Annotated in this window: 13 protein-coding genes; 10 read left to right on the top strand and 3 right to left on the bottom strand. The window is 43.3% G+C overall.

Annotated elements, in window-relative coordinates; translation table 11 throughout:
- The first annotated feature begins 163 nt into the window (after nt 1–163).
- From glyA to DWW85_RS09605, 3 genes are all read left to right on the top strand, one after another.
- A complete protein-coding gene (gene glyA / locus DWW85_RS09615) occupies nt 164–1,399 on the top strand; it encodes a serine hydroxymethyltransferase (protein WP_021944825.1) in 1,236 nt (411 codons plus the stop codon).
- A 9-nt stretch (nt 1,400–1,408) separates the two neighbouring features.
- A complete protein-coding gene (locus DWW85_RS09610) occupies nt 1,409–2,989 on the top strand; it encodes an LCP family protein (RefSeq protein WP_117808486.1) in 1,581 nt (526 codons plus the stop codon).
- Between the two features lie 245 nt (nt 2,990–3,234).
- Nucleotides 3,235–8,700: a fibronectin type III domain-containing protein gene (locus tag DWW85_RS09605; protein ID WP_117808485.1), complete on the top strand. Its 5,466-nt coding sequence runs from the start codon at nt 3,235–3,237 to the stop codon at nt 8,698–8,700.
- A 133-nt stretch (nt 8,701–8,833) separates the two neighbouring features.
- Here the strand turns inward: DWW85_RS09605 and DWW85_RS09600 are convergent, their stop codons facing one another.
- Nucleotides 8,834–9,562: a hypothetical protein gene (locus DWW85_RS09600; protein WP_117808484.1), complete on the bottom strand. Its 729-nt coding sequence runs from the start codon at nt 9,560–9,562 to the stop codon at nt 8,834–8,836.
- 152 nt (nt 9,563–9,714) lie between these two features.
- Between DWW85_RS09600 and DWW85_RS09595 the strand changes: the two genes are divergently transcribed.
- Both DWW85_RS09595 and ftsH read left to right on the top strand, forming a co-directional pair.
- Nucleotides 9,715–10,854: a hypothetical protein gene (locus DWW85_RS09595; protein ID WP_117808483.1), complete on the top strand. Its 1,140-nt coding sequence runs from the start codon at nt 9,715–9,717 to the stop codon at nt 10,852–10,854.
- 137 nt (nt 10,855–10,991) lie between these two features.
- Nucleotides 10,992–12,866, top strand: coding sequence for an ATP-dependent zinc metalloprotease FtsH (ftsH, locus tag DWW85_RS09590; RefSeq protein WP_181986552.1), 1,875 nt, complete (start codon nt 10,992–10,994; stop codon nt 12,864–12,866).
- Between the two features lie 284 nt (nt 12,867–13,150).
- On the opposite strand, the gene yfbR is transcribed toward ftsH, so the two are convergent.
- Both yfbR and uvrC read right to left on the bottom strand, forming a co-directional pair.
- Nucleotides 13,151–13,741: a 5'-deoxynucleotidase gene (gene yfbR, locus DWW85_RS09585; protein ID WP_117808482.1), complete on the bottom strand. Its 591-nt coding sequence runs from the start codon at nt 13,739–13,741 to the stop codon at nt 13,151–13,153.
- Between the two features lie 358 nt (nt 13,742–14,099).
- Nucleotides 14,100–15,914, bottom strand: coding sequence for an excinuclease ABC subunit UvrC (uvrC, locus tag DWW85_RS09580; protein ID WP_117808481.1), 1,815 nt, complete (start codon nt 15,912–15,914; stop codon nt 14,100–14,102).
- Nucleotides 15,915–16,102: 188 nt separating this feature from the next.
- On the opposite strand from uvrC, the gene hprK reads away from it, so the two are divergent.
- The 5 genes from hprK to whiA all read left to right on the top strand — a co-directional run bounded on the left by hprK (nt 16,103) and on the right by whiA (nt 21,019).
- Nucleotides 16,103–17,053 carry an HPr(Ser) kinase/phosphatase gene (gene hprK / locus DWW85_RS09575; protein WP_008401344.1) on the top strand — a complete coding sequence of 317 codons (951 nt, stop codon included), beginning with the start codon at nt 16,103–16,105 and terminating at the stop codon, nt 17,051–17,053.
- 4 nt (nt 17,054–17,057) lie between these two features.
- Nucleotides 17,058–17,999 carry an ROK family glucokinase gene (locus DWW85_RS09570; RefSeq protein WP_021944834.1) on the top strand — a complete coding sequence of 314 codons (942 nt, stop codon included), beginning with the start codon at nt 17,058–17,060 and terminating at the stop codon, nt 17,997–17,999.
- A gap of 243 nt (nt 18,000–18,242) precedes the next feature.
- Nucleotides 18,243–19,151: a UDP-N-acetylmuramate dehydrogenase gene (murB, locus tag DWW85_RS09565; RefSeq protein WP_117808480.1), complete on the top strand. Its 909-nt coding sequence runs from the start codon at nt 18,243–18,245 to the stop codon at nt 19,149–19,151.
- 1 nt (nt 19,152) lies between these two features.
- Nucleotides 19,153–20,031, top strand: coding sequence for an RNase adapter RapZ (gene rapZ, locus DWW85_RS09560; protein ID WP_117808479.1), 879 nt, complete (start codon nt 19,153–19,155; stop codon nt 20,029–20,031).
- A gap of 16 nt (nt 20,032–20,047) precedes the next feature.
- On the top strand, nt 20,048–21,019 hold the full coding sequence (whiA, locus tag DWW85_RS09555; RefSeq protein ID WP_021944837.1) for a DNA-binding protein WhiA: 972 nt from the start codon (nt 20,048–20,050) through the stop codon (nt 21,017–21,019).
- Nucleotides 21,020–21,027 lie beyond the last annotated feature (8 nt).

Here is a 21,027-nt window from a genome sequence, read left to right as displayed (position 1 = left end):
AATCAGGTACTAAAGGATTATCTGGCATCTGTGTAACATATGTTTGACAAACCTACAATTTCTATCCTATTTCTATTACTTGTTGGCTTGTATGGAAAGGGAGGACATGGTATACTGTTTCTATTAATGCGTTATATATTATTACATACCAGGAGGTAAGAAAATGTTTGGATTTGATGAAATTACAAAAGTAGATCCTGAAGTTGCGGCAGCAATGACGGATGAATTGAACAGACAGAATAACAATCTGGAGCTGATCGCATCAGAGAATATCGTATCAAAGGCAGTTATGGCAGCCATGGGAAGCCATCTGACTAACAAATATGCAGAAGGTTATCCTGGAAAGAGATATTATGGCGGATGCCAGTATGTAGACGTAGTGGAAGATCTTGCCAGAGAGCGTGCAAAAGAATTATTTGGATGTGAATATGTAAATGTTCAGCCACATTCCGGAGCACAGGCCAATATGGCAGTATTTTTTGCTATTTTAAATCCTGGCGATACGTTTATGGGAATGAATCTGGATCATGGCGGACATCTGACACATGGATCACCTGTAAATATGTCCGGTAAATATTTTCACTGTGTACCTTATGGTGTAAATGATGATGGCTTTATAGATTATGACAAGGTTCTTGAGATCGCAAAGGAATGCAAGCCAAAGTTGATCGTAGCGGGTGCGTCTGCATATGCAAGAGCAATCGATTTCAAGAGATTCCGTGAGATTGCAGATGAGGTTGGTGCATATCTGATGGTAGATATGGCACATATCGCAGGTCTTGTAGCAGCAGGCCTTCATATGAGCCCGATTCCATATGCACATGTTACAACAACCACTACTCATAAGACACTTCGTGGACCTAGAGGTGGTATGATCATGTGCAGCAACGAGATCAATGAGAAATTCAACTTCAATAAGGCAGTATTCCCTGGTATCCAGGGCGGACCTCTGATGCATGTCATCGCAGGTAAGGCAGTATGTTTAAAGGAAGCATTACAGCCGGAATATAAGGAGTATCAGGCACAGGTTGTAAAGAATGCAGCAGCACTTGCATCCGCATTAATGGCAAGAGGCTTCAATATCGTATCAGGTGGTACAGATAACCACCTTATGCTGGTGGATCTTCAGAATCTGGACCGTACCGGTAAGGAAGTAGAGAAGCTTTTAGATGAGGTTCATATCACTGTAAATAAGAACACAGTACCAAATGATCCAAAATCTCCGTTTGTAACAAGCGGTATCCGTATCGGAACACCGGCGGTTACAACCAGAGGTGCAAATGAAGCTGATATGGAGACAATTGCTGAGGCGATCAAGGCAGCAGTGATTGATGATGACAAGGCAAAAGCAGAAGCACTTGTTAAGAGTATTGTAGAGAAGTATCCACTGTATGCATAAGGTTGTTATATGGAAGATTTATTTGACGAGAAGCTGTTAGAAGCGATACGGCTTGCAGAAGCATTGCAGGATGGACAGTCAGAAGAAAAAGAGTCAGAGGAAAAAGAACCTGAAGGAAAAAAGACAGAAGTAAAACAGGAAACCGAAAACAGCCGTCCGGTCAGCCGGACGGAAGAACCGGTTGCTGCTCCGGTTCCGCAGACTGGTGAGGAAGCAGTCGATCAGCTTATAAAAGAAATCGTGCAGGAAACACAGGAAGAGATCGCTGCCGAAGGTATCCAGACAGAGGATATAAGAAAAGAATTTTTCCAGAAGAAGGCAGAGAAAGCGAAACGGGAAAAGAAGAAGCTGGATCCGGAGCTGGAATCCAGACCGGTACATGCACCCAAAAAGCTGAAAGATCCATGGAGCCTCAGGAAAAAGGTCTGTGTGATCCTGCTTGTTGTGGTACTGGTTGTGACCGGGATCCCTGCCGGTATATTTGCCAGAATGTATATGAATGGAAAGAACCGGCTGGCAGAAAATGCGCAGGGAGAAAAGGTGAGTTTTCATACAGACGGATCTTCTTCAACGGCTATCACATATAAAGGGAAGAATTACGTTTATAATACAGATACCGTATCGATTCTGGTATTTGGCGTTGACAATTCCGAGTATGTGCCGAAGGAATCGGAAAAGAACGAAGAACCGAAGACAACAGAGGCGGCAACGGAGGAAACAAAGCCCAAAAAGTCAAAGAAGTCAAAGAAAACCTCAGAGGATACAGAAGCTACGACGGAAGCAGATCTCAGAGACAGAGATGATGCCCTGACCTATTCGGATGCAAATGGCTCTGAATATGTCCGGTATGGCGGAAGGATCGATCTGTGCTTCCTGGTGGTATTTGATCTTCGAAATGATAAGCTTCACGTTATTAATATAAATCGTGACAGTATGACAGATGTGGATATTAAAACCATAGAAGGAAAAACAGCACTTACAGACCGGATGCAGATCGGACTGGCGTATGGTTATGGGGATGGAGAGATCGTCAGTTGTGAGAATTTTACACATGCGGTATCCGGACTGATGTATAATCTTCCGATTAACGGTTATGTGGCCTTTGACATGGATGCAATGGCAGATATCAATGACGTCCTGAGCGGGGTAACATTGACAGCCAGAGATACGATCAGTGAGAATGTCTTTGAGAAGGATGTAGTCACCTTACAGGGCAATGACGCATACCGGTATCTGGAAAAGATGGATACGGTAACGGATGCAGTCGGTGAACATGGCAGGCGGATGGAACGTCAGAGTCAGTATCTGGCAGGCTGGCTGGAGCGGTTTGAACAGTGCTATTCCGATGATAAGGGAATCATAAAGAAGGTATACGAGGCAGCAAGTCCATATCTACAGACGAATCTGGACAGAGATGCCTGCCTGTATCTGTTCAGCAGAATGCGTGGAATGGATATAGCAGTTGCAGAGAAGGATATACAGGAGCTTCCGGGAACGTATGAACGCCCTGCTCATTTTGATGAGTATCAGGTGGATACGGGAAGTCTGGTAGAAGAGATGCTGGATATCTTCTATATTCCAACCAGTTAGTGTGACATATTATAAAATAAAAATAAAAAATATCCCAAATGCGGATTGAAGCGGCATGCAAAAAATGGTAAAATTCACTTAAATTTTGTTCGCGCGGAACTGCATTTGGGGTATTTTTTTATGTAATATCATAGGAGACAGGATGAAATGAAAAATATGCACAGAGGGGCAGTACAAATGTAGAGGCATCTTGTATAAAGTGTATAATACAGCGGGCATAACAGCAAGGAGGGCATTTTAGAAGCATGAGAGAACATGGAAAAAGAGTGGCAGCATGGTTCCTTACCGTTGTCATGGTCATCACGATGATCATGCCGTATGGCGGGGCAGGAATTCCATTTGCAGGTTGGGTGAAGGCAGCGGATCTGATCGATCTGTCCGGAAAGGATGGAGCACATAAGGTTACTGTTGTAGCAACGACGGAAACCGGTCTTGGTAATTATTATACCGGAGAGGCGATCGAAGCACCGGTTACGGTAAAGGTAGATGGGGAGGAAGTACCGTCGGACTGTTATGATGTGGTATACACAAATAACGTGAACGTGTCAACTGCAACCGAGCTTGCCGTGGCAACGATAACCGGTAAACCGGAAAAGGGTTATACAGGAAGCAATACGGCAAAATTCAAAATTCGTGTCACACCGATCAATAAAGCAAAGGTCAAATTTGCATCCGATATGACGCTTGTATCCGGCAAGTATTATGTTCCGTATGTAAAGAATCTGGCAAATTCTCCGACAGTCGAATCGGTTACCTGGAATGGAAAGGTTCTGGTAGCGGAGAAAGATTATTATGAGAATGTTACTCTTTCAGAGAATTATCTGGAGATTGGTTCTAAGGGAACAACAGTGATTAAGGGAATGAATAATTTCAGTGGTTCCAAAACCTATACCTGGTATCTGAAGGCTGCCAATATCCAGGATCAGATCATCACATTGAGCAACTCCAATTACAGCTATGATGGAAAGGAAAAGAAGCCGTCGGTTACGATCGCTGATGTGAACTCCTGGCTGGATGAGAATAATGATTATCAGTATCTGGAAGAAGGCGTGGATTATACACTTTCTTACAGCAACAATATAAATCCGGGAACCGCAACCGTGACGATCACAGGTAAGGATTGTTACACCGGAAGCACATCCCTGAACTATACGATCAGCAGTGGAAGTGCAGCCTTAAAGGATATATCACAGACGACCGTGAATGTAGCATCATGTACATATAATGGACAGGCACAGACACCGGCTGTCGCGGTAAAGGATGGAAGCACGACATTAAAGCATGGAACGGATTATACGGTATCCTATTCTGCAAATACAAATGCAGGAAATGGAACGGTTCTGATCAGTGGATGCGGCAAATATACAAATACAAAGTCCCTCACTTTTAAGATCAATCCAAGAGATATTTCAAAGGCGACTTTGACGGCAGAGCCTGCAACATATAAATATGGAGCAGAAGTATTTTCACCAAAGATCAGTGTTTATGACAGCAAACTGGGAACAACATTGACGAATAAAACCGATTATACAGTTGCAAGCTATGTAGCAAAGACAGCCGGTACGGTTTCAATCAGTGCGACAGGAAAAGGCAATTATACAGGAACCGTTACCGGTACATTGACCGTCAATCCTTTGGATGTGACGAATACAGCAAGGGTAACACTGAACCAGACATCCTTTGATCAGACCGGTGCAGAGATCAGACCGACAGTAACGTCGGTCACTTCAGATGGATATACACTGACCGAAGGAACGGATTATACGGTATCTTATAAAGATAATGTAGCAGCCGGCAATCTGGCAAAGGTAATTGTTACGTTCAAGGGAAACTATACAGGTTCCAAAACCGTGTACTTTACGATCACTTCTTCCCTGCCGGATCTGTCAGGGGCAGTGTGCAGTACAATTGCAGATCAGACCTATACCGGAGCACAGATCAAACCGGAGGTTACAGTGACCTATGATGGCAAAACACTGACGAAGGACAGCGATTACACCGTTTCATATGGCACAAATGTCAACTGTGGTACAGGTACGGTTACGATCACCGGAAAGAACGGATACAGTGGAACGAAATCTGTAAATTTCAAGATCAGTGCAAGAGCGCTGGCAGATTGCTCGCTCAGTTATGATGAGAGCGTAAAATGGACAGGAAGTGCCGTAACTCCGAATATCCGTATCACATATGGTCAGAAGCTCTTAATAGAGGGTACGGATTATACCGTTGCTTATTCCAATAATATAAATGAGACAAGGGCAGCGACTGCTACAGTGACAGGAAAAGGTAATTTTACAGGAAGAAAAGTACTGACATATAAGATCACCAGAGATCGTACGGACGTCAATGCTTCAACGATTACAGTCGATGCGATCGCAGACCAGGAATACAATGCAGGACAGGGACTCCGACCTGCTGTTACAGTCAGAAATGGTGGTACGATCCTTACTCTGAATACAGATTATACGGTTACTTATACCAATAACTATACTGCAGGATCTACAGCAATAGTAACTATTACGGGAATCAATGATTATACAGGAACAAGAACAGTAACCTTTAATGTTGTTGCACTTGATCTGACAAATGCAAAGGTTGTTTTGGAAGCAGACAGTTATGAATATACAGGCATGCCACAGACTCCGGGTGTTACATCCTTTACAACTGTATCCGGAAAGACCTACACCAGTATGACGAATTTCACTGTGAATTATTCGAATAATACAAACTGCGGAACGGCAACGGTAACTATAAAAGGAAAAAATGCAAACTTTACAGGATATGCAGTGGGAACATTTACTGTTACAAAGAAATCGATCAACGGAGCGGTTTTCAGTAATATTACAGCATGTACATTTACAGGAAGTGAACAGAAGCCGACAGCAACCGTAAAGATTGGAACTACGACTTTAGCTGCCAATGCAGATTATGAATTATCCTATAAAAATAATATCAATGCCGGTACAGGAACGATTACAGCAACAGGAAAAGGTAACTATAGCGGAAGTTCAAAGACGACCTTCACGATCGCAGCCAGAGCTATTTCAAGCTGTAAGGCAGAATACAGCAAAGAGATGGTATATACCGGATCCGAGGTAAAGCCTTCTGTAAAACTGACCTATGGTTCCTATGAACTGAAGGCAGGAACGGATTACACTGTTTCCTATAGCAATAATATAAATGAAACAGACAGTGCATCGATCCGGATCACAGGAAATGGAAATTTCAGCGGTACACAGGCCTGTACATTTAAGATCACAAAGATTGTAACAAACATCAATGACAGTTCAATCAGCATAGCATCGATCGGAGATCAGGAGTATCAGGGAGGAGAAGCCATTATTCCGAAGCTCAGGATCACACGGGATGGAGTTACTCTGGTAGAAGGTGAGAGTTATACTGTAACAGTAACCAACAATAAGACGGTCGGTTCCACTGCAACCATTACGATCCAGGGCATCGGAGCATATACAGGTACAAGAACCCTGACATTTAAGATCGTGGCAGCAGATATTACAGGTGCAGAAGTAGCACTTGTACAGCGGTCATATGAATATACAGGTGCGGCATTTACACCGGCAGTTGTAAGCCTTACAACCACAGGTGGAAAGCGGATCACAAATCTGTCAGAATTCAGTGTTTCATATTCCGGCAATACCAATGTCGGAACGGCAACCGTTACTGTGACCGGAACCGGCAGTAATTATAAGGGAACCACAACCGGAACTTTTGCGATCACGCGGAAATCGCTGAATGATTCACTGGTAATGAATGTGGGTACAGTGACTTATACAGGATCAGCGTTAAGTCCGGATATTACAGTAACCTTTAACGGCAAAACGCTTACAAAGGGCAAGGATTATGCAGCTGCATTTACAAATAACATCAATGCCGGAACTGCAAAAGCAAAGATTACAGGTCTTGGCAATTATGATGGAACAGTTGAAAAGACCTTTACCATTCAGCCTTTTGATATAAATAATGGCGGTTTTATCATGGTTACAGGTTCTCCATATACCTATACAGGAGGAGAACTGAAACCGGGATGCACTGTTCTGATAAGTGGAAGATCACTGGCGGCTGCAAACTATGATGTGACATATTCCAACAATATCAATGTCGGAACTGCAACGATCACAGTTACAGGCAAAGGCAATTATAAGGGAACGATAACTGAAAAATTTACGATCCAGGCGAAGCCTCTGAAAGACACTTCTGTGACTTACGCAAATCTGATGGCATATACAGGAAAGCAGGTTTGTCCGGAAGTAAAGGTAATGGATGGAGCAGTTGAGCTGAAGAAAAATGTGGATTATGATGTCAGCTATCAGAACAATACAGAAGTGACAACATCTGCACGGATCCGGATCACAGGAAAAGAAAATTATACAGGAACAATAGACCGGTATTTCTCAATCCAGAAACAGGAGATCAATCTCAAGGAGGCAGAGATAACGGCCGAGAACCAGACTTATAACGGCAGGGAACAGAAGCCGGCTGTTACAGTAAAGGTATCCGGTAGAGTGATCGATCCATCCGAATACAGTGTGCTCTATTCTGAAAATATCAATGCCGGAACTGCAAGGATCACGGTAAATGGTCTTTCGGATTCCTTTAAAAATACAGGATATGGAACCTTTACGATCCTTCCAAAACAGATAGAGAAATGTACAGTGTCCTATACAAAGAGCGTATCCTATACAGGAAAGGCTGTCACACCTTCCGTTATTGTCAAGGATACAGCAAGAAATGCAGTGCTGAGCGCCGGTGCATCTGCAGACTATACGGTATCGTATCAGTCTAATATAGAGCCGACAACTAAGGCTGTGATACAGATTATAGGAAATGGAAATTACACCGGTACATTGACACAGTATTTTGCAATTGTAAAACAGACGACACCGGTTACAAAGACAGATCTGTCTGCGGCAGTTATAACGGTGGCAGATCAGACTTACACCGGAAAAGCGTTAACACCTGCAGTTACTGTTACATTAAAGGGTAAGGTGCTGAAGCTGAATACAGATTACACGGCAGCATATTCCAACAATACAAATGTTGGTACAGCGAAGGTTGTGATAACCGGAAAAGGCAATTATACAGGAAGTGCGTCAAAGACATTTGCAATTAAGGCAAAGACCACACCAAATGTGAAGAAGCCTGGTGTAACGAAAAAGATTACAGTAAGCAAGATCAAGACAACTTCTGCAAAGATCACATGGAAGAAGGTATCTGATGCAGATGGATATATGATCTACCAGAAGCAGGGCTCCGGCAAGAAGAAACTTATAAAAACGGTGGGTAAGAATGCATCTTCTTACAATGCGAAGAAGCTGAAAGCAGGAACCAAATACACTTATAGTGTATATGCTTATAAGAAGTCAGGAAACTCTAAGATAAAGGGCAAAGAGAAGAGTAAGGCCTTTGTAACGAAGCCGTCAAAGGTAAAATCAGTAAAGACGACAGCGAAATCAAAGGCATGTAAGATAAGCTGGAAGAAGGTAGCCGGTGCCAGTGGATATCAGGTATATATGGCAACCTCAAAGAAAGGCAAGTATAAGAAGATCGGCGATACAAAGAAGCTGAATCTGACAAAGAAGAGCCTGAAAAAAGGAAAGACATATTATTTCAAGGTCAGAGCATACAAGACTCTGAATAAGAAAAAAACATATGGTGCTTATTCCGTTAAAGTAAAAGCGAAGATCAAATAAGCCGAAAATAAAAAAACAGCCATTGATGAAAAGGAAGCCGGATCCATATACGGATCCGTTTCCGATGCATCGATGGCTGTTTGTTATGGGTGAAATTATAAATATTATTTTGGCTGCTGATATGGAAGACAGGTTAAATGAATTCTGTAAAAAATGTATCTGCCATATGTTCCAGAAATTCAATGACTGCATCATATGGAAAAATCTCAGCACGGGTGACGGAAGCTTCCGGGGCAGGTGACGGATTCTGAATAATGTACGTCTGCAGAGCTTTTGTGATCTGTGACGGATCCTCCGGCCGGCATTCTGTAATATGTACAAGCTCCGGCTGATAAGTGATTTGTTCCGGTATATATGGATGAAAGTCCTTTAGCAGACGTGGATTGATCCTATCATATTCTCCATAAAAGTACCGGTCAGAGAAAAATTCTGCCAGAGGAATCTTTTTTTCCGGTTGTGAGGAAATGTGAACATACAAAGGTTGTCTTGTATCAAAACAGGTATTCCCTGCGGTATTTTCTATAGTAAAATAGTCCGGCCAGAAATCAGTCACATAGTGGGTATCCAGATGCAGATGTGCCAGGATGCCATAGTCAGCCGGTGACAATATCGCATCATCCGGGTAGAGAGCACGGATATAATCAAGATCCGGATATTTAGTGATCAGATTCTTCTGCCATGCCGGACGGAAATGCGTTCTTTCTTTATTATCCGTGATATCCGGCAGGATACAGCCGAGGAGAAACTGTTCCGGGTCGGCCTTTATTGCCAACAGACGGGAATCGGCTGCGGAAGTTACACCTGTATTTATTTTATTGATTATCATTTCACCCTCGATCAGATGCATCAGAAAACCGGGCATGTGACATAAACCTCCTGTAGATCATAAGTTAAAAAAATAATAGTGAGTTTCCATGGGGATGTCAAGCCGGAGAAAAGAATATTGACGGATGCCGAAAAAGAATATAAAGTTAGCGTTAGAAATAAAGTATCGAAAAGAAAGAGGAGGTACTTATGGGAACAAAGATCTGTCCGATATGTGATGGAAAAGTAAACAGTATTAATTTTTGTAAAACCTGTAAACGGTTTGTAACACCGATAGAAACCAGCCACAGCTTTTATCTGAACGAAAGACGAGAGCCTGAAGATTATCAGAGAGAGTATCAATATAGTGGGGATGTATCGGACTACAGTGCGGATAAACCTGAAGTTGAGGATGAAGTAACGGATTGCCATGATGAGTTTGAAACCGAGCTTCCGAAATGGGCGAATCGGACTCCGACATCGGCAAACCCTATGCCGAATCTGGATACGACCTATACGACAAAGAAAAAGAAATCGAAGAAAGCAGAGAGTGTGATCTCTGGCCTGCTTTTTCTGGCTGCGATTGGAGTATGCTTCCGGATGAGCAGCTTGTGGGATGCATGGCAGCAGTACCGGGATAAGCAGAAGATGCAGGAATCTCTGGATGAATTACATGAGATGCTGGATGAACAGGATGAGAAAAACTATGTAGATGAGAACGGATACAGCTACCGCTATATCTATCAGCCGGGAGAAACCACGGATTATGGCACAGACAGTCTGGTTGGCTTATCAGCCGATGAAGTGTATGACCGGGGAGAAGCCTGTGATGGTGTGGCTCATTATGAGGGCGTCACCAGTGATGAGCTGGAGGCTGCTTTTTTACAGAATGCAGAGGAAGATGACATTTTATTTGAAGATACAAGTACAGGGACTGCCGGGAATCTGAGTTTGTATGAATACTCGTATCAAAACGGAGATACATTTACATACTATAATAAAGAAAAGTATATTTCAGATGACGAATATGGCATTGATGTGAGCATAAACAGTGATCTGAATACACAGGCGATCCACTCTGTCCGAATATGGCAGTATCCGCCGGATGTCGATGATGGTTTCTGTCTGGATCAGATCTATGAAGATCTGGTAATGGCACTTGAGGATGAAACGCTTCAGGGCGACAGTCTGGAACGGACAACAGAGATGATCCGCTCCTATCAGGAAAAGGAGTATTCTGCGGATGATTCCAGTGCAAATTATACAGACCTTCAGATCGGAAAATGGAGCCTGACGATCAGCAGAGGAGAAACCTCTCTTGGTATTGCGATGGACTATCTGGGTGAATAGAAAGGTTAAATCTTCATGAACAAAAGCAGTACCATCTTGAAAGCCGGGAAAAACGTGGTTATAATGGATGCGGAATTGCCGGAAATATATACAAAAGAAGAATACAGCAGGCAGGCTGTATAAAAAGGAGGTTCTGATTGGACAACAATTTACCTGATAACAGTAATAACAACAATAATAACAATAATAACAATAATAATGGAAATAAGGGAAGAAACAATCGCTCGATCATGGTGATCCTGGTTATTTCCATTTTACTGACATTTTTATTCTGGCGCGTATTTGACCGGGTGTCATCCGGCAGGGAAGAGGAAGTCACATATGGTCAGTTTATCGAGATGTTAGATAAGGGCGAGGTTGGTTCCGTAAAGATCTATGGAAGCAAGATCGTATTTGAAAATAATGCCGATGATAAGGTGATCAGTAAGACAAAATATACTGCAACCAGAATATCGGATGACAGTCTGGCAGAGAAGCTTCGTCAGGCAAAGACGAAATATGGAACAGAATATGAAGGCATTGATGAGAGCGGAAGTGCCATGGTTGGCACGATCATTTCTTACATTGTAATGATCGTTGCATTCTATCTGTTGTTGTCGATGATCATGAAGCGAAGCGGCGGTGTAGGTAGAGCAAATGCGAAGATTTACGTTGAGAAGAAAACAGGTGTTACCTTTGCGGATGTTGCCGGAGAGGAAGAGGCTAAGGAATCTCTGACAGAGATGGTCGATTTCCTTCATAATCCAAAGAAATATCTGGATATCGGTGCGAAGCTGCCAAAGGGTGCGCTGCTTGTCGGCCCTCCGGGAACCGGTAAAACCCTGCTTGCAAAAGCTGTGGCAGGTGAGGCAAATGTACCATTTTTCTCCATGTCCGGATCCAGCTTTGTAGAGATGTATGTCGGTGTGGGGGCTTCCCGTGTCAGAGATCTGTTCAAACAGGCGACACAGATGGCACCATGTATTATATTTATTGATGAGATCGACGCAATTGGAAGAAGCAGAGATTCCAGACATGGTGGAGATTCCGAACGGGAGCAGACCCTGAATCAGCTTCTTGCGGAGATGGATGGCTTTGATACATCAAAGGGTATTGTGATCCTTGCGGCAACGAACCGCCCGGAGGTACTGGATAAGGCACTTCTTCGTCCGGGACGATTTGACCGCAGAGTTATCGTAGAGAAGCCGGATCTGAAGGGAAGAATCGATACACTGAAGGTTCATTCCAAGAATGTCAAGATGGATGAAACGGTTGATCTTCATGAACTGGCACTTGCAACTTCAGGTGCGGTTGGTGCGGATCTTGCAAATATCATAAATGAGGGAGCGCTGGCAGCCGTCAGAGATGGCAGAAGTCTGGTTTCCCAACAGGATCTGATCGGTGCGGTAGAGGTTGTATTTGCCGGCAAAGAGAAAAAGGATCGTCTGCTCAGCAAAGAAGAAAAACAGATCGTTGCTTATCATGAAGTCGGACATGCATTACTCGCTGCAATTCAGAAACACACGGAGCCAATCCAGAGGATTACGATCGTTCCAAGAACCATGGGTTCTCTGGGCTACGTATGGCAGGTTCCGGAAGAAGAAAAATATCTGGAATCCAAGAAAGAGCTGGAAGCAGAGCTTATAACCCTGCTTGGCGGACGTGCAGCGGAAGAATTGAAATTTGACTCTGTAACGACAGGAGCATCAAATGATATTGAGAAGGCGACCAAGACCGCCAGGGCTATGATAACCATGTATGGTATGTCAGATAAATTCGGTATGGTGCAGCTTGAATCAATAGAAGGACAGTATCTGGACAGAAATCTTGCCCTTCAGTGTTCCGATGAGACTGCAACCAAGATCGATAAGGAGATCCGTGATATGCTGCGAGATTCCTATAATAAAGCAAAGAAACTTTTGTCTGCCCATATGGCAGCTTTGGATTCTATCGCCAGCTTTCTTATAGAACATGAAACGATCACCGGCAAAGAATTCATGTCAATTCTTGCTCAGGTGGAACCACAGAGATAAATAGAAAAACTGAATGCAACAGCATTTGCTAATGATTAACGAAAAGCCACTGCCATATATCGCAGTATACACATGTTATTCCGCAAGACGCTTGCGCTCTGTTCCTCGGCGTAGCGGTACATAAAGTTGCAAAAGACGCAACTTAAGTACCGACGCTCGGAAAGGCTTGCTTCATAACAGTGTATGCTGTGATATATGCCGGTGACTTTTGATATTGTTATCTGAAAATGCTGTTGCATTCAGTTTTTTATGCCTGTTGGGTTCTATCTGAAAACAAGAATTATTTAAAATTGAAGCTGGTCGAGGTTTTTGCCGTAGGCAGGGAGGAAGTCAGACAGAAAGCGTTCAACCTCCGGAAGGTCGGCAGCCAGCTTGTCGACAGCGATCTTTGTGGATTCGTAGGCGCTGGAGAATTCCGGATTGCCGACAGAGGTTTCTTCCATACATTTGATAAGAGCAGATAGTTTATCTGCCGCTTTTACAAGCTTCCAGATATATTCATCTCCGGACTGGCGGAAGAAGAGTGGTTCATACTGTGGTTTCATTTCATCCGGCAGTTTGTTTAACAGCTTGTAGCAGGCTGTTTTCTCGATCATTTTAAAGGATTCCTTGATAGCATCGTTATAATACTTGACCGGTGTCGGCATATCACCGGTTATGATCTCTGAAGCGTCATGGTATAGTCCGATCAGAGCAGCCCGCTCCGCATTCAGATCCTTTTCATAATAGGTATTGCCGATCACGGCAAGTGCATGAGCGATAATGCTGACTTCCAGACTGTGCTCACACAGATTTTCTTCTCTGGTATTCCGCATCAACGCCCAGCGGTCGATGTATTTCATTCTCGAAATCATAGCAAAAAAATTATATTCCATCTTTATCTCCTTATTAAATAATTGTGAATATATCTGCAAAAAAATAAGAAAGTAAATTATATTTGGACAGTTTGACTTACCAAAACAGGGGCATTTGAGTCCGCCGGTACTCACATTTCGTACTTAGTGAGTGCTTGCACGAGCTTAGAACGAAAGCGCACCCCTGTGGTGTGATGGTGCATTAGCAGCATCTTAGTACCGCTGCAGGAGTAACTGAGACCTTAGCGAGGCTTAGCCGAGGTTAGTTCGAAGTTACACAGAGTGGAAACGAGTGGGAACGTCCCCTGGTTGGTAAGGTCAAAAGTGTCCAAATATATTATGCCATTTCCATCTTTTGCAGATATATTCACAGGTTAGCTCACTCCTTGTGGAAAAATCCGTACACCGCTTCGGCGGCATTCCGGTTCATGGATGGCACCTGCATCAGTTCTTCGATGGATGCCTCTCGGATCCTTGAAATATCCTTGAAGTACCCCATCAGATCCTTTCGTCTGGCAGGACCGATGCCCGGTATATCCTCAAGGATAGAATGTACCTGAGATTTGCTCCTGAGGCTTCTGTGATATTCGATGGCAAAACGGTGGGCTTCGTCCTGCAAACGGGTAACCATGTCAAATGCCTGTGTATTCTTTGGAAATTCCACTTCTTTATTGTTATAATACAGTCCTCTGGTCCGGTGGTAGTCATCCTTTACCATACCGCAAACCGGAATATTCAGATGCAGTTCGTCAAGAACCTCCAGGGCAATGTTGACCTGTCCCTTACCACCATCCATCATAAGGATGTCAGGATAGACTTTAAAACGTTCATCGGTAAATCGTCTTGTCAGAACCTCGCGCATACTGGCGTAGTCATCCGGTCCGTCGATCGTTCTTAATTTGAATTTGCGGTATTCATTGGGTCTGGCTTTTCCATTTTCAAAGACCACCATCGAAGCAACCGAATGGTAGCCGCTGATGTGCGAGATATCGAAGGCTTCCAGCCGTTTGGCAGATGGGACACCGATCAGTTCTGCCAGTTCCTTTGCAGCACCTTCTGTTCGAGCCTGCTCCCGTTTCAGCTTTTCAGTATCCTGTGTCAGAACAAGAAAAGCATTGTCACGCGCAAGCTTTAACAGCTTAGCTTTGTCACCTTTTTGAGGTGTGAGGATGTGTACCAGATTTCCCCGTCGTTCGCTTAAGTATTGTTCGATCAGCTCCTGCTCATTTACTTCATGCTCCAGAATGATCTCCTTAGGGAGAAATGGAGTAGAAGCGTAATACTGTTTTAAAAATGCAGCCATAATATCTCCATAAGATTCCGACTGCACACCGGTCATATGAAAATGTTCTCTGCCGATCATCTTGCCGTTTCGGATGAAAAAGACCGAGATAACGCCTTCGTTCATGTTGTTGGTAGCCATCGCGATCACGTCACGGTCATCGGTTGTTGTGTTGTCAACACGCTGCTTTGACGCGATGTGCTTGATGCTTTCGATCAGATCACGAACCTCTGCCGCCTGTTCAAATTCCATATCGGCTGCCAACTGTTTCATCTTTTCTTCCAGTTCTTTTACCGTCTGCTGGTGATGCCCGGTCAGAAAATGGATTGCCTGTCCCACCTGTCTGCTGTAGTCCTCTTTTGAGATGTAACCCTGACAGGGAGCCTTGCACTGTCCGATGTGGTAATACAGACATGGACGATCCAGCCCTGTTTCCTGTGGCAGCTTTTTGTTGCAGCTTCGCAGATGATATAGTTTTTTTAACAGATCAATGGTATCCTTGACAGCACCTGCATTAGTATAAGGACCAAAATATCTGGCGTGATCCCGGTGCATCTGATGCGAGAACAGAATACGAGGGAAATCCTCGTTGACTGTGATCTTGATGTATGGATAGCTTTTGTCATCCGTAAGCATTGTATTGTAGTGCGGACGGTGTTCTTTGATCAGATTACATTCCAGCACCAGTGCTTCAATTTCAGATTCGCAGATGATATATTCAAACCACGCGATGTGGCTGACCATTTTTTCGATTTTAGGTGAGCGTTTATATCCTGACTGAAAATACTGGTGTACCCGGTTATACAGATCAATGGCTTTGCCGACATAGATGATTTCATCGGTCTTGTTATGCATCAGATAGACACCCGGTGTATGAGGCAGTTTTTTTAATTCTTCTTCAAAATTAAACATACTTTGAATTCATATCCTTTCCGCTGCGTATTCTAAAAACAGCAGATTCACACATAAAAATCAGTATAACATAAGATTCAGAAAACAGGTGGCTTTTTTCCTGAAAAAATAAATTGATGAATTGACGATAAATAGGTTGTAGAATATAATGAAACAAGAACTGAAACTAGGGAAAACAGGAGGAGAAGATGGTTTATAGTATAACAGTATCCAAACTCATAGAGAAAATGAATCTGAAGAATTATACACCGGAGATCGATACCGATAAGGTGCTGATCCAGGATCCGGGTATGAACCGCCCGGCGGTACAGTTTGGAGGATTCTTTGAACATTTTGATGCAGGACGTATCCAGATATGCGGAAATGTAGAACATGCCTATATTGCAGCGATGCATACAGAGGAAGAAAATATCAAGATCATAAATGAATTTTTCTCATATAAGCCGCCGTGTCTGATATTCTGCAGAGATCTGGAACCATATGAATTTATTATAGAAGCAGGAAAGAAGCACGGAGTGCCTGTCCTCACATCAAGTGCCGTTACATCTGCATTTGTACATGAGGTAGATCGTTGGCTCCATGTAGAACTGGCACCAAGAATATCCGTACATGCTGTACTGGTCGATGTATACGGCGAAGGTGTTCTGATCATGGGTGAGAGTGGTATCGGTAAATCGGAGGCTGCTCTGGAGCTGATCAAGAGAGGCCACCGTCTGGTTGCAGATGATGTGGTTGAGATCAAGAAGGTCAGTGATGCGACGCTGGTTGGACGAGCACCGGATATTACCAGACATTTTATCGAGCTGCGTGGTATTGGAATCATTGACGTAAAATCACTGTTTGGTGTAGAATGTGTAAAGCTGGATCAGAACATCGATCTGGTTATCAATCTGGAAGAGTGGAGCAAGGATACGGAGTATGACCGTCTGGGACTGGAAGACCAGTATACGGAATTCCTTGGAAATAAAGTCGTAAGTCATAATATTCCGATCCGTCCGGGCAGAAATATCGCGATCATTGTTGAATCTGCAGCGGTTAACCATAGACAGAAGAAGATGGGATATAATGCGGCACAGGAATTATATAACAGAGTGACGCAGAATATTATGAAGGGCAATGCAAATAAGGAGGAGCAGTAGAAAAATGGCAAACTATGTATTTGGAGTAGATATTGGAGGAACAACCGTAAAAATCGGTCTGTTTACAACACAGGGTGAGATGGTTGAGAAATGGGAGATCACAACAAGAACAGATGAAGGCGGAAAATATATCTTAAGCGATATCGCAGCATCTGTTGAAGATAAACTGGCAGAGAAAAGGATCGAGAAGTCTGATGTAGCAGGTGTTGGAATGGGTGTTCCGGGTCCTGTAAAGGCAGACGGCACGGTTATCAAATGTGTAAACCTTGGATGGGGAATCTTCAATGTAGAAGAAGAACTCAGCAAATTATTAGACCTTCCTGTAAAAGCCGGAAATGATGCAAACATGGCAGCGCTCGGTGAGATGTGGCAGGGCGGCGGAAAAGGCCATAAGGATATCGTAATGGTAACACTTGGAACCGGTGTCGGCGGCGGTATTATTTTAAATGGAAAGATGCTCGCGGGAACCAACGGTGCAGGCGGTGAGATCGGACATATTTGCGTAAATGACGACGAGACAGAAGTATGCGGATGTGGTAACAAGGGCTGTCTGGAACAGTATACATCAGCAACCGGTATCGTTCGTATGGCAAAGATCATTTTAAATACAACAGACAAGCCATCCAAGCTTCGTCAGATCCAGTACATTTCAGCAAAAGAGATCTTTGATGCAGCAAAAGAAGGTGATGAGCTTGCAGCAACACTGGTAGAAAATCATGGAAAGGTTCTTGGAAAAGCACTTGCCCAGATCGCATGTGTAGTAGATCCTGAAATCTTCGTAATCGGTGGTGGCGTATCCAGAGCAGGAGATATCCTGATCGATACAACTGCAAAATATTTTGCACAATATGCATTTCATGCATGCAGACAGACCAAGTTTGCACTTGCTACACTTGGTAACGATGCGGGTATGTATGGTGGTGCGTGCAGTATACTGAATCAGTAAAAGTATTAAGTAAACTATGTGTAAATTACATAAATCGGGTTGAAACGCCCTGAAAATTCTATACATTTTTAATATTGAATTCTAAAAGCCTTTAATGTATGATATTGTGTGGTAGTGTTTGAGATTTTGAGAAATCAACTGGAACAGCATGCAAAACCTTATGTTAAAGGCTTTGTTTTGTCTATCAGGTTTATAAGATTCTTGAGAATCCGGAATAAAAACAGGTCAGGAGTTTAAAATTATATGACATCGTTTTATGAGAGCGCAGCAGCGATCACAGGAGAAAACAGAATAAAAACAAAAGAACCTTTGAACCGATATACAACCTTCCGGATCGGTGGAAAAGCAGATTTTATTGCTGAACCGGAGAAACCGGAGCAGATCGCAGAGCTTGCAGACCTCTGTAAAAAGGAAAAAGTTCCGTTTTTTATTATGGGAAATGGAAGCAACTTACTGGTATCAGATGATGGCTATCATGGAATGATCATTCATATAGCAGATGGAATGTCTAGGATCACGGTGGAAGGAACAAGGATCACTGCGCAGGCAGGTGCATCCCTGATTAAAACTGCGGTAACAGCAAAACAGCACGGACTGACCGGAATGGAATTTGCATCTGGTATACCGGGTAGCGTTGGTGGTGCTGTTTATATGAATGCAGGAGCATATGGCGGAGAGATGAAGCATATTATCACATCTGTAAAGGTGCTGGATCAGGATGGACAGATCTATGAGATCGCGGGTGCAGATATGGAATTCGGCTACCGCCACAGTAAGGCAGAACAGGATGGCTTGGTTGTGCTGGAAGCTGTAATTGAACTTCAGACCGGAGATATGGATAAGATAGATGAAGAGATGAAACGACTGGCAGAAGCGAGAATCTCAAAGCAGCCACTGGAATATCCGTCGGCAGGATCGACTTTTAAACGACCGGAGGGATATTTTGCAGGAAAACTGATCATGGATGCGGGACTTCGCGGTTATACTGTAGGAGGAGCTCAGGTATCAGAGAAGCATTGTGGTTTTGTGGTGAACAAAGGCGGCGCAACGGCGGCTGATGTTATGCAGTTGGTAGACGATGTAAAGAAAAAAGTAAAAGACAGTTCCGGTGTGGATCTGGAGCTTGAGATAAAGACACTGGGGGCATTCTAGGATGAGATTTGTAATTGTGACAGGAATGAGCGGCGCAGGAAAGACAACAGCGATGAAAACGCTGGAGGATGCAGGATACTTCTGTGTGGATAATCTTCCAATCCAGCTTATTAAGCGTTTTGCGGAAATTGCATATGATGAACAGATTCAAGTTGATAACGTGGCGATCAGTGTCGATATCCGGAGTGGAAGAGCGTTAAGCCAGTTGAATGCCTGCTTAAATGACATGAAAGAAAATGGATACCAGTATGAGATCCTGTTTATGGAATGTTCAGATGAGAAACTGGTAAAACGGTTCAAGGAAACAAGAAGGAATCATCCATTATCTGCAAAGAACGGAAGGATCATAGATGGTATCAAAAAAGAAAGAGAACTGATTGGCTTTATCAAGGATGAAGCCGATTATATCATAGATACAACGAATTTGTTGGTTCGGGAGTTTAAATCTGAACTGGATAAGATCTTTGTGCAGAATATGGAATATGGGAATTTTATCATTACCATTATGTCATTTGGCTTCAAATATGGAATCCCAAGAGATTCGGATATTGTGCAGGATGTAAGATTCCTGCCAAATCCTTATTATGATGAAGAATTGAGACCACTGACCGGAAATGATAAGGTGATTCAGGATTATGTCATGAACTGTAAGGAAGGACCGGAATTTCTGGATAAATTTATAGATCTGGTACAGTTCCTGATTCCGAATTATATTAAAGAAGGCAAGAACCAGCTTGTTATCTCGATCGGCTGTACCGGTGGCAAACACCGTTCTGTAACGATCGCGAATGAAGTATATAGTCGTCTGCAGAAATCCACATACACTGTGAGAATATATCACCGTGATATCGGAAAAGATGCAGTCGTAAAGAAATTGTAGAACAGGAGTGAGACATATGTCCTTTTCCTCGGAAGTAAAAGCAGAACTTGCGAAGAATATCAGCAGTGCCAGACACTGCAGGATCGCAGAGCTTTCAGGAATGATGTCGATGGTGGCAGATGTATGGTACAGGAATGGTTCACTCTTTAAACTCTGTATAACGACAGAACGCAGTATTATAGCAAAGACGATGGCAGCTTTGATCAAGGTATTATTTGATATCCGTATGGAATGTTCCGTAAAAAGAACCGGGAGCAACAGCCGAATCTACCGGATGGTGTTAGATCAGCAACAGGAGATCGAACGGATGATGCAGACACTGAAGCTCTCGCCTGATTTTGGGATATCTCAGAATGGCGTAGCAAAGGTAAGCTGTCAGGATATGACAGTCAACCGGATGGTTGTGCAGCAGCAATGCTGCAAACGGGCATTTATCAAAGGTGTATTTATGACATCCGGATCGGTCAGTGATCCGAAGAAAGGATATCATCTGGAGATCGTCTGTAATAATGAGGATCGTGCCGGAATGATCGGGAAGATCATGGCGGAGCTTGATATCGAAAGCCGTGTCATTGCCAGAAAAAAGTATAGTGTCTGTTATATAAAGGATGGAACCATGATCGTTGATATGTTGAACATCATGGGCGCTCACATTTCTTTAATGAATATGGAAAATGTGAGAATATTAAAAGATATAAGTAATAATGTAAACCGCAGGGTAAATTGCGAAGCAGCGAATCTGAATAAAACAGTCAGTGCGGCTGTCCGACAGATCCAGGATATCAATTATGTGATAGAAACAAGAGGTATCACATATCTTCCGGATAATCTGCGGAGTCTTGCAGAACTCCGGCTGGAAGAACCGGATGCGTCGTTGAAAGAATTAGGCGAGATGATGAATCCTCCCATTGGAAAATCGGGAGTCAATCATAGATTAAGAAAAATAAGTGAAATAGCAGAAGACCTAAGACAAAAGTCGTATGTGTAGGAGGAAAA

The sequence above is a fragment of the Clostridium sp. AF17-21AC genome (assembly GCF_003461365.1).
In the GTDB taxonomy this organism is placed as follows: Bacteria; Bacillota; Clostridia; order Lachnospirales; family Lachnospiraceae; genus Coprococcus; species Coprococcus ammoniilyticus.
This window is presented reverse-complemented; position numbering and strand designations above follow the sequence as displayed.

Excerpts from the sequence above, each read along its gene's own strand:
- glyA (WP_021944825.1), top strand. The coding sequence starts at position 164 with ATGTTTGGATTTGATGAAATTACAAAAGTAGATCCTGAAGTTGCGGCA.
- DWW85_RS09610 (WP_117808486.1), top strand. The coding sequence starts at position 1,409 with ATGGAAGATTTATTTGACGAGAAGCTGTTAGAAGCGATACGGCTTGCA.
- DWW85_RS09605 (WP_117808485.1), top strand. The coding sequence starts at position 3,235 with ATGAGAGAACATGGAAAAAGAGTGGCAGCATGGTTCCTTACCGTTGTC.
- DWW85_RS09600 (WP_117808484.1), bottom strand. The coding sequence starts at position 9,562 with ATGCCCGGTTTTCTGATGCATCTGATCGAGGGTGAAATGATAATCAAT.
- DWW85_RS09595 (WP_117808483.1), top strand. The coding sequence starts at position 9,715 with ATGGGAACAAAGATCTGTCCGATATGTGATGGAAAAGTAAACAGTATT.
- yfbR (WP_117808482.1), bottom strand. The coding sequence starts at position 13,741 with ATGGAATATAATTTTTTTGCTATGATTTCGAGAATGAAATACATCGAC.
- uvrC (WP_117808481.1), bottom strand. The coding sequence starts at position 15,914 with ATGTTTAATTTTGAAGAAGAATTAAAAAAACTGCCTCATACACCGGGT.
- hprK (WP_008401344.1), top strand. The coding sequence starts at position 16,103 with ATGGTTTATAGTATAACAGTATCCAAACTCATAGAGAAAATGAATCTG.
- DWW85_RS09570 (WP_021944834.1), top strand. The coding sequence starts at position 17,058 with ATGGCAAACTATGTATTTGGAGTAGATATTGGAGGAACAACCGTAAAA.
- murB (WP_117808480.1), top strand. The coding sequence starts at position 18,243 with ATGACATCGTTTTATGAGAGCGCAGCAGCGATCACAGGAGAAAACAGA.
- rapZ (WP_117808479.1), top strand. The coding sequence starts at position 19,153 with ATGAGATTTGTAATTGTGACAGGAATGAGCGGCGCAGGAAAGACAACA.
- whiA (WP_021944837.1), top strand. The coding sequence starts at position 20,048 with ATGTCCTTTTCCTCGGAAGTAAAAGCAGAACTTGCGAAGAATATCAGC.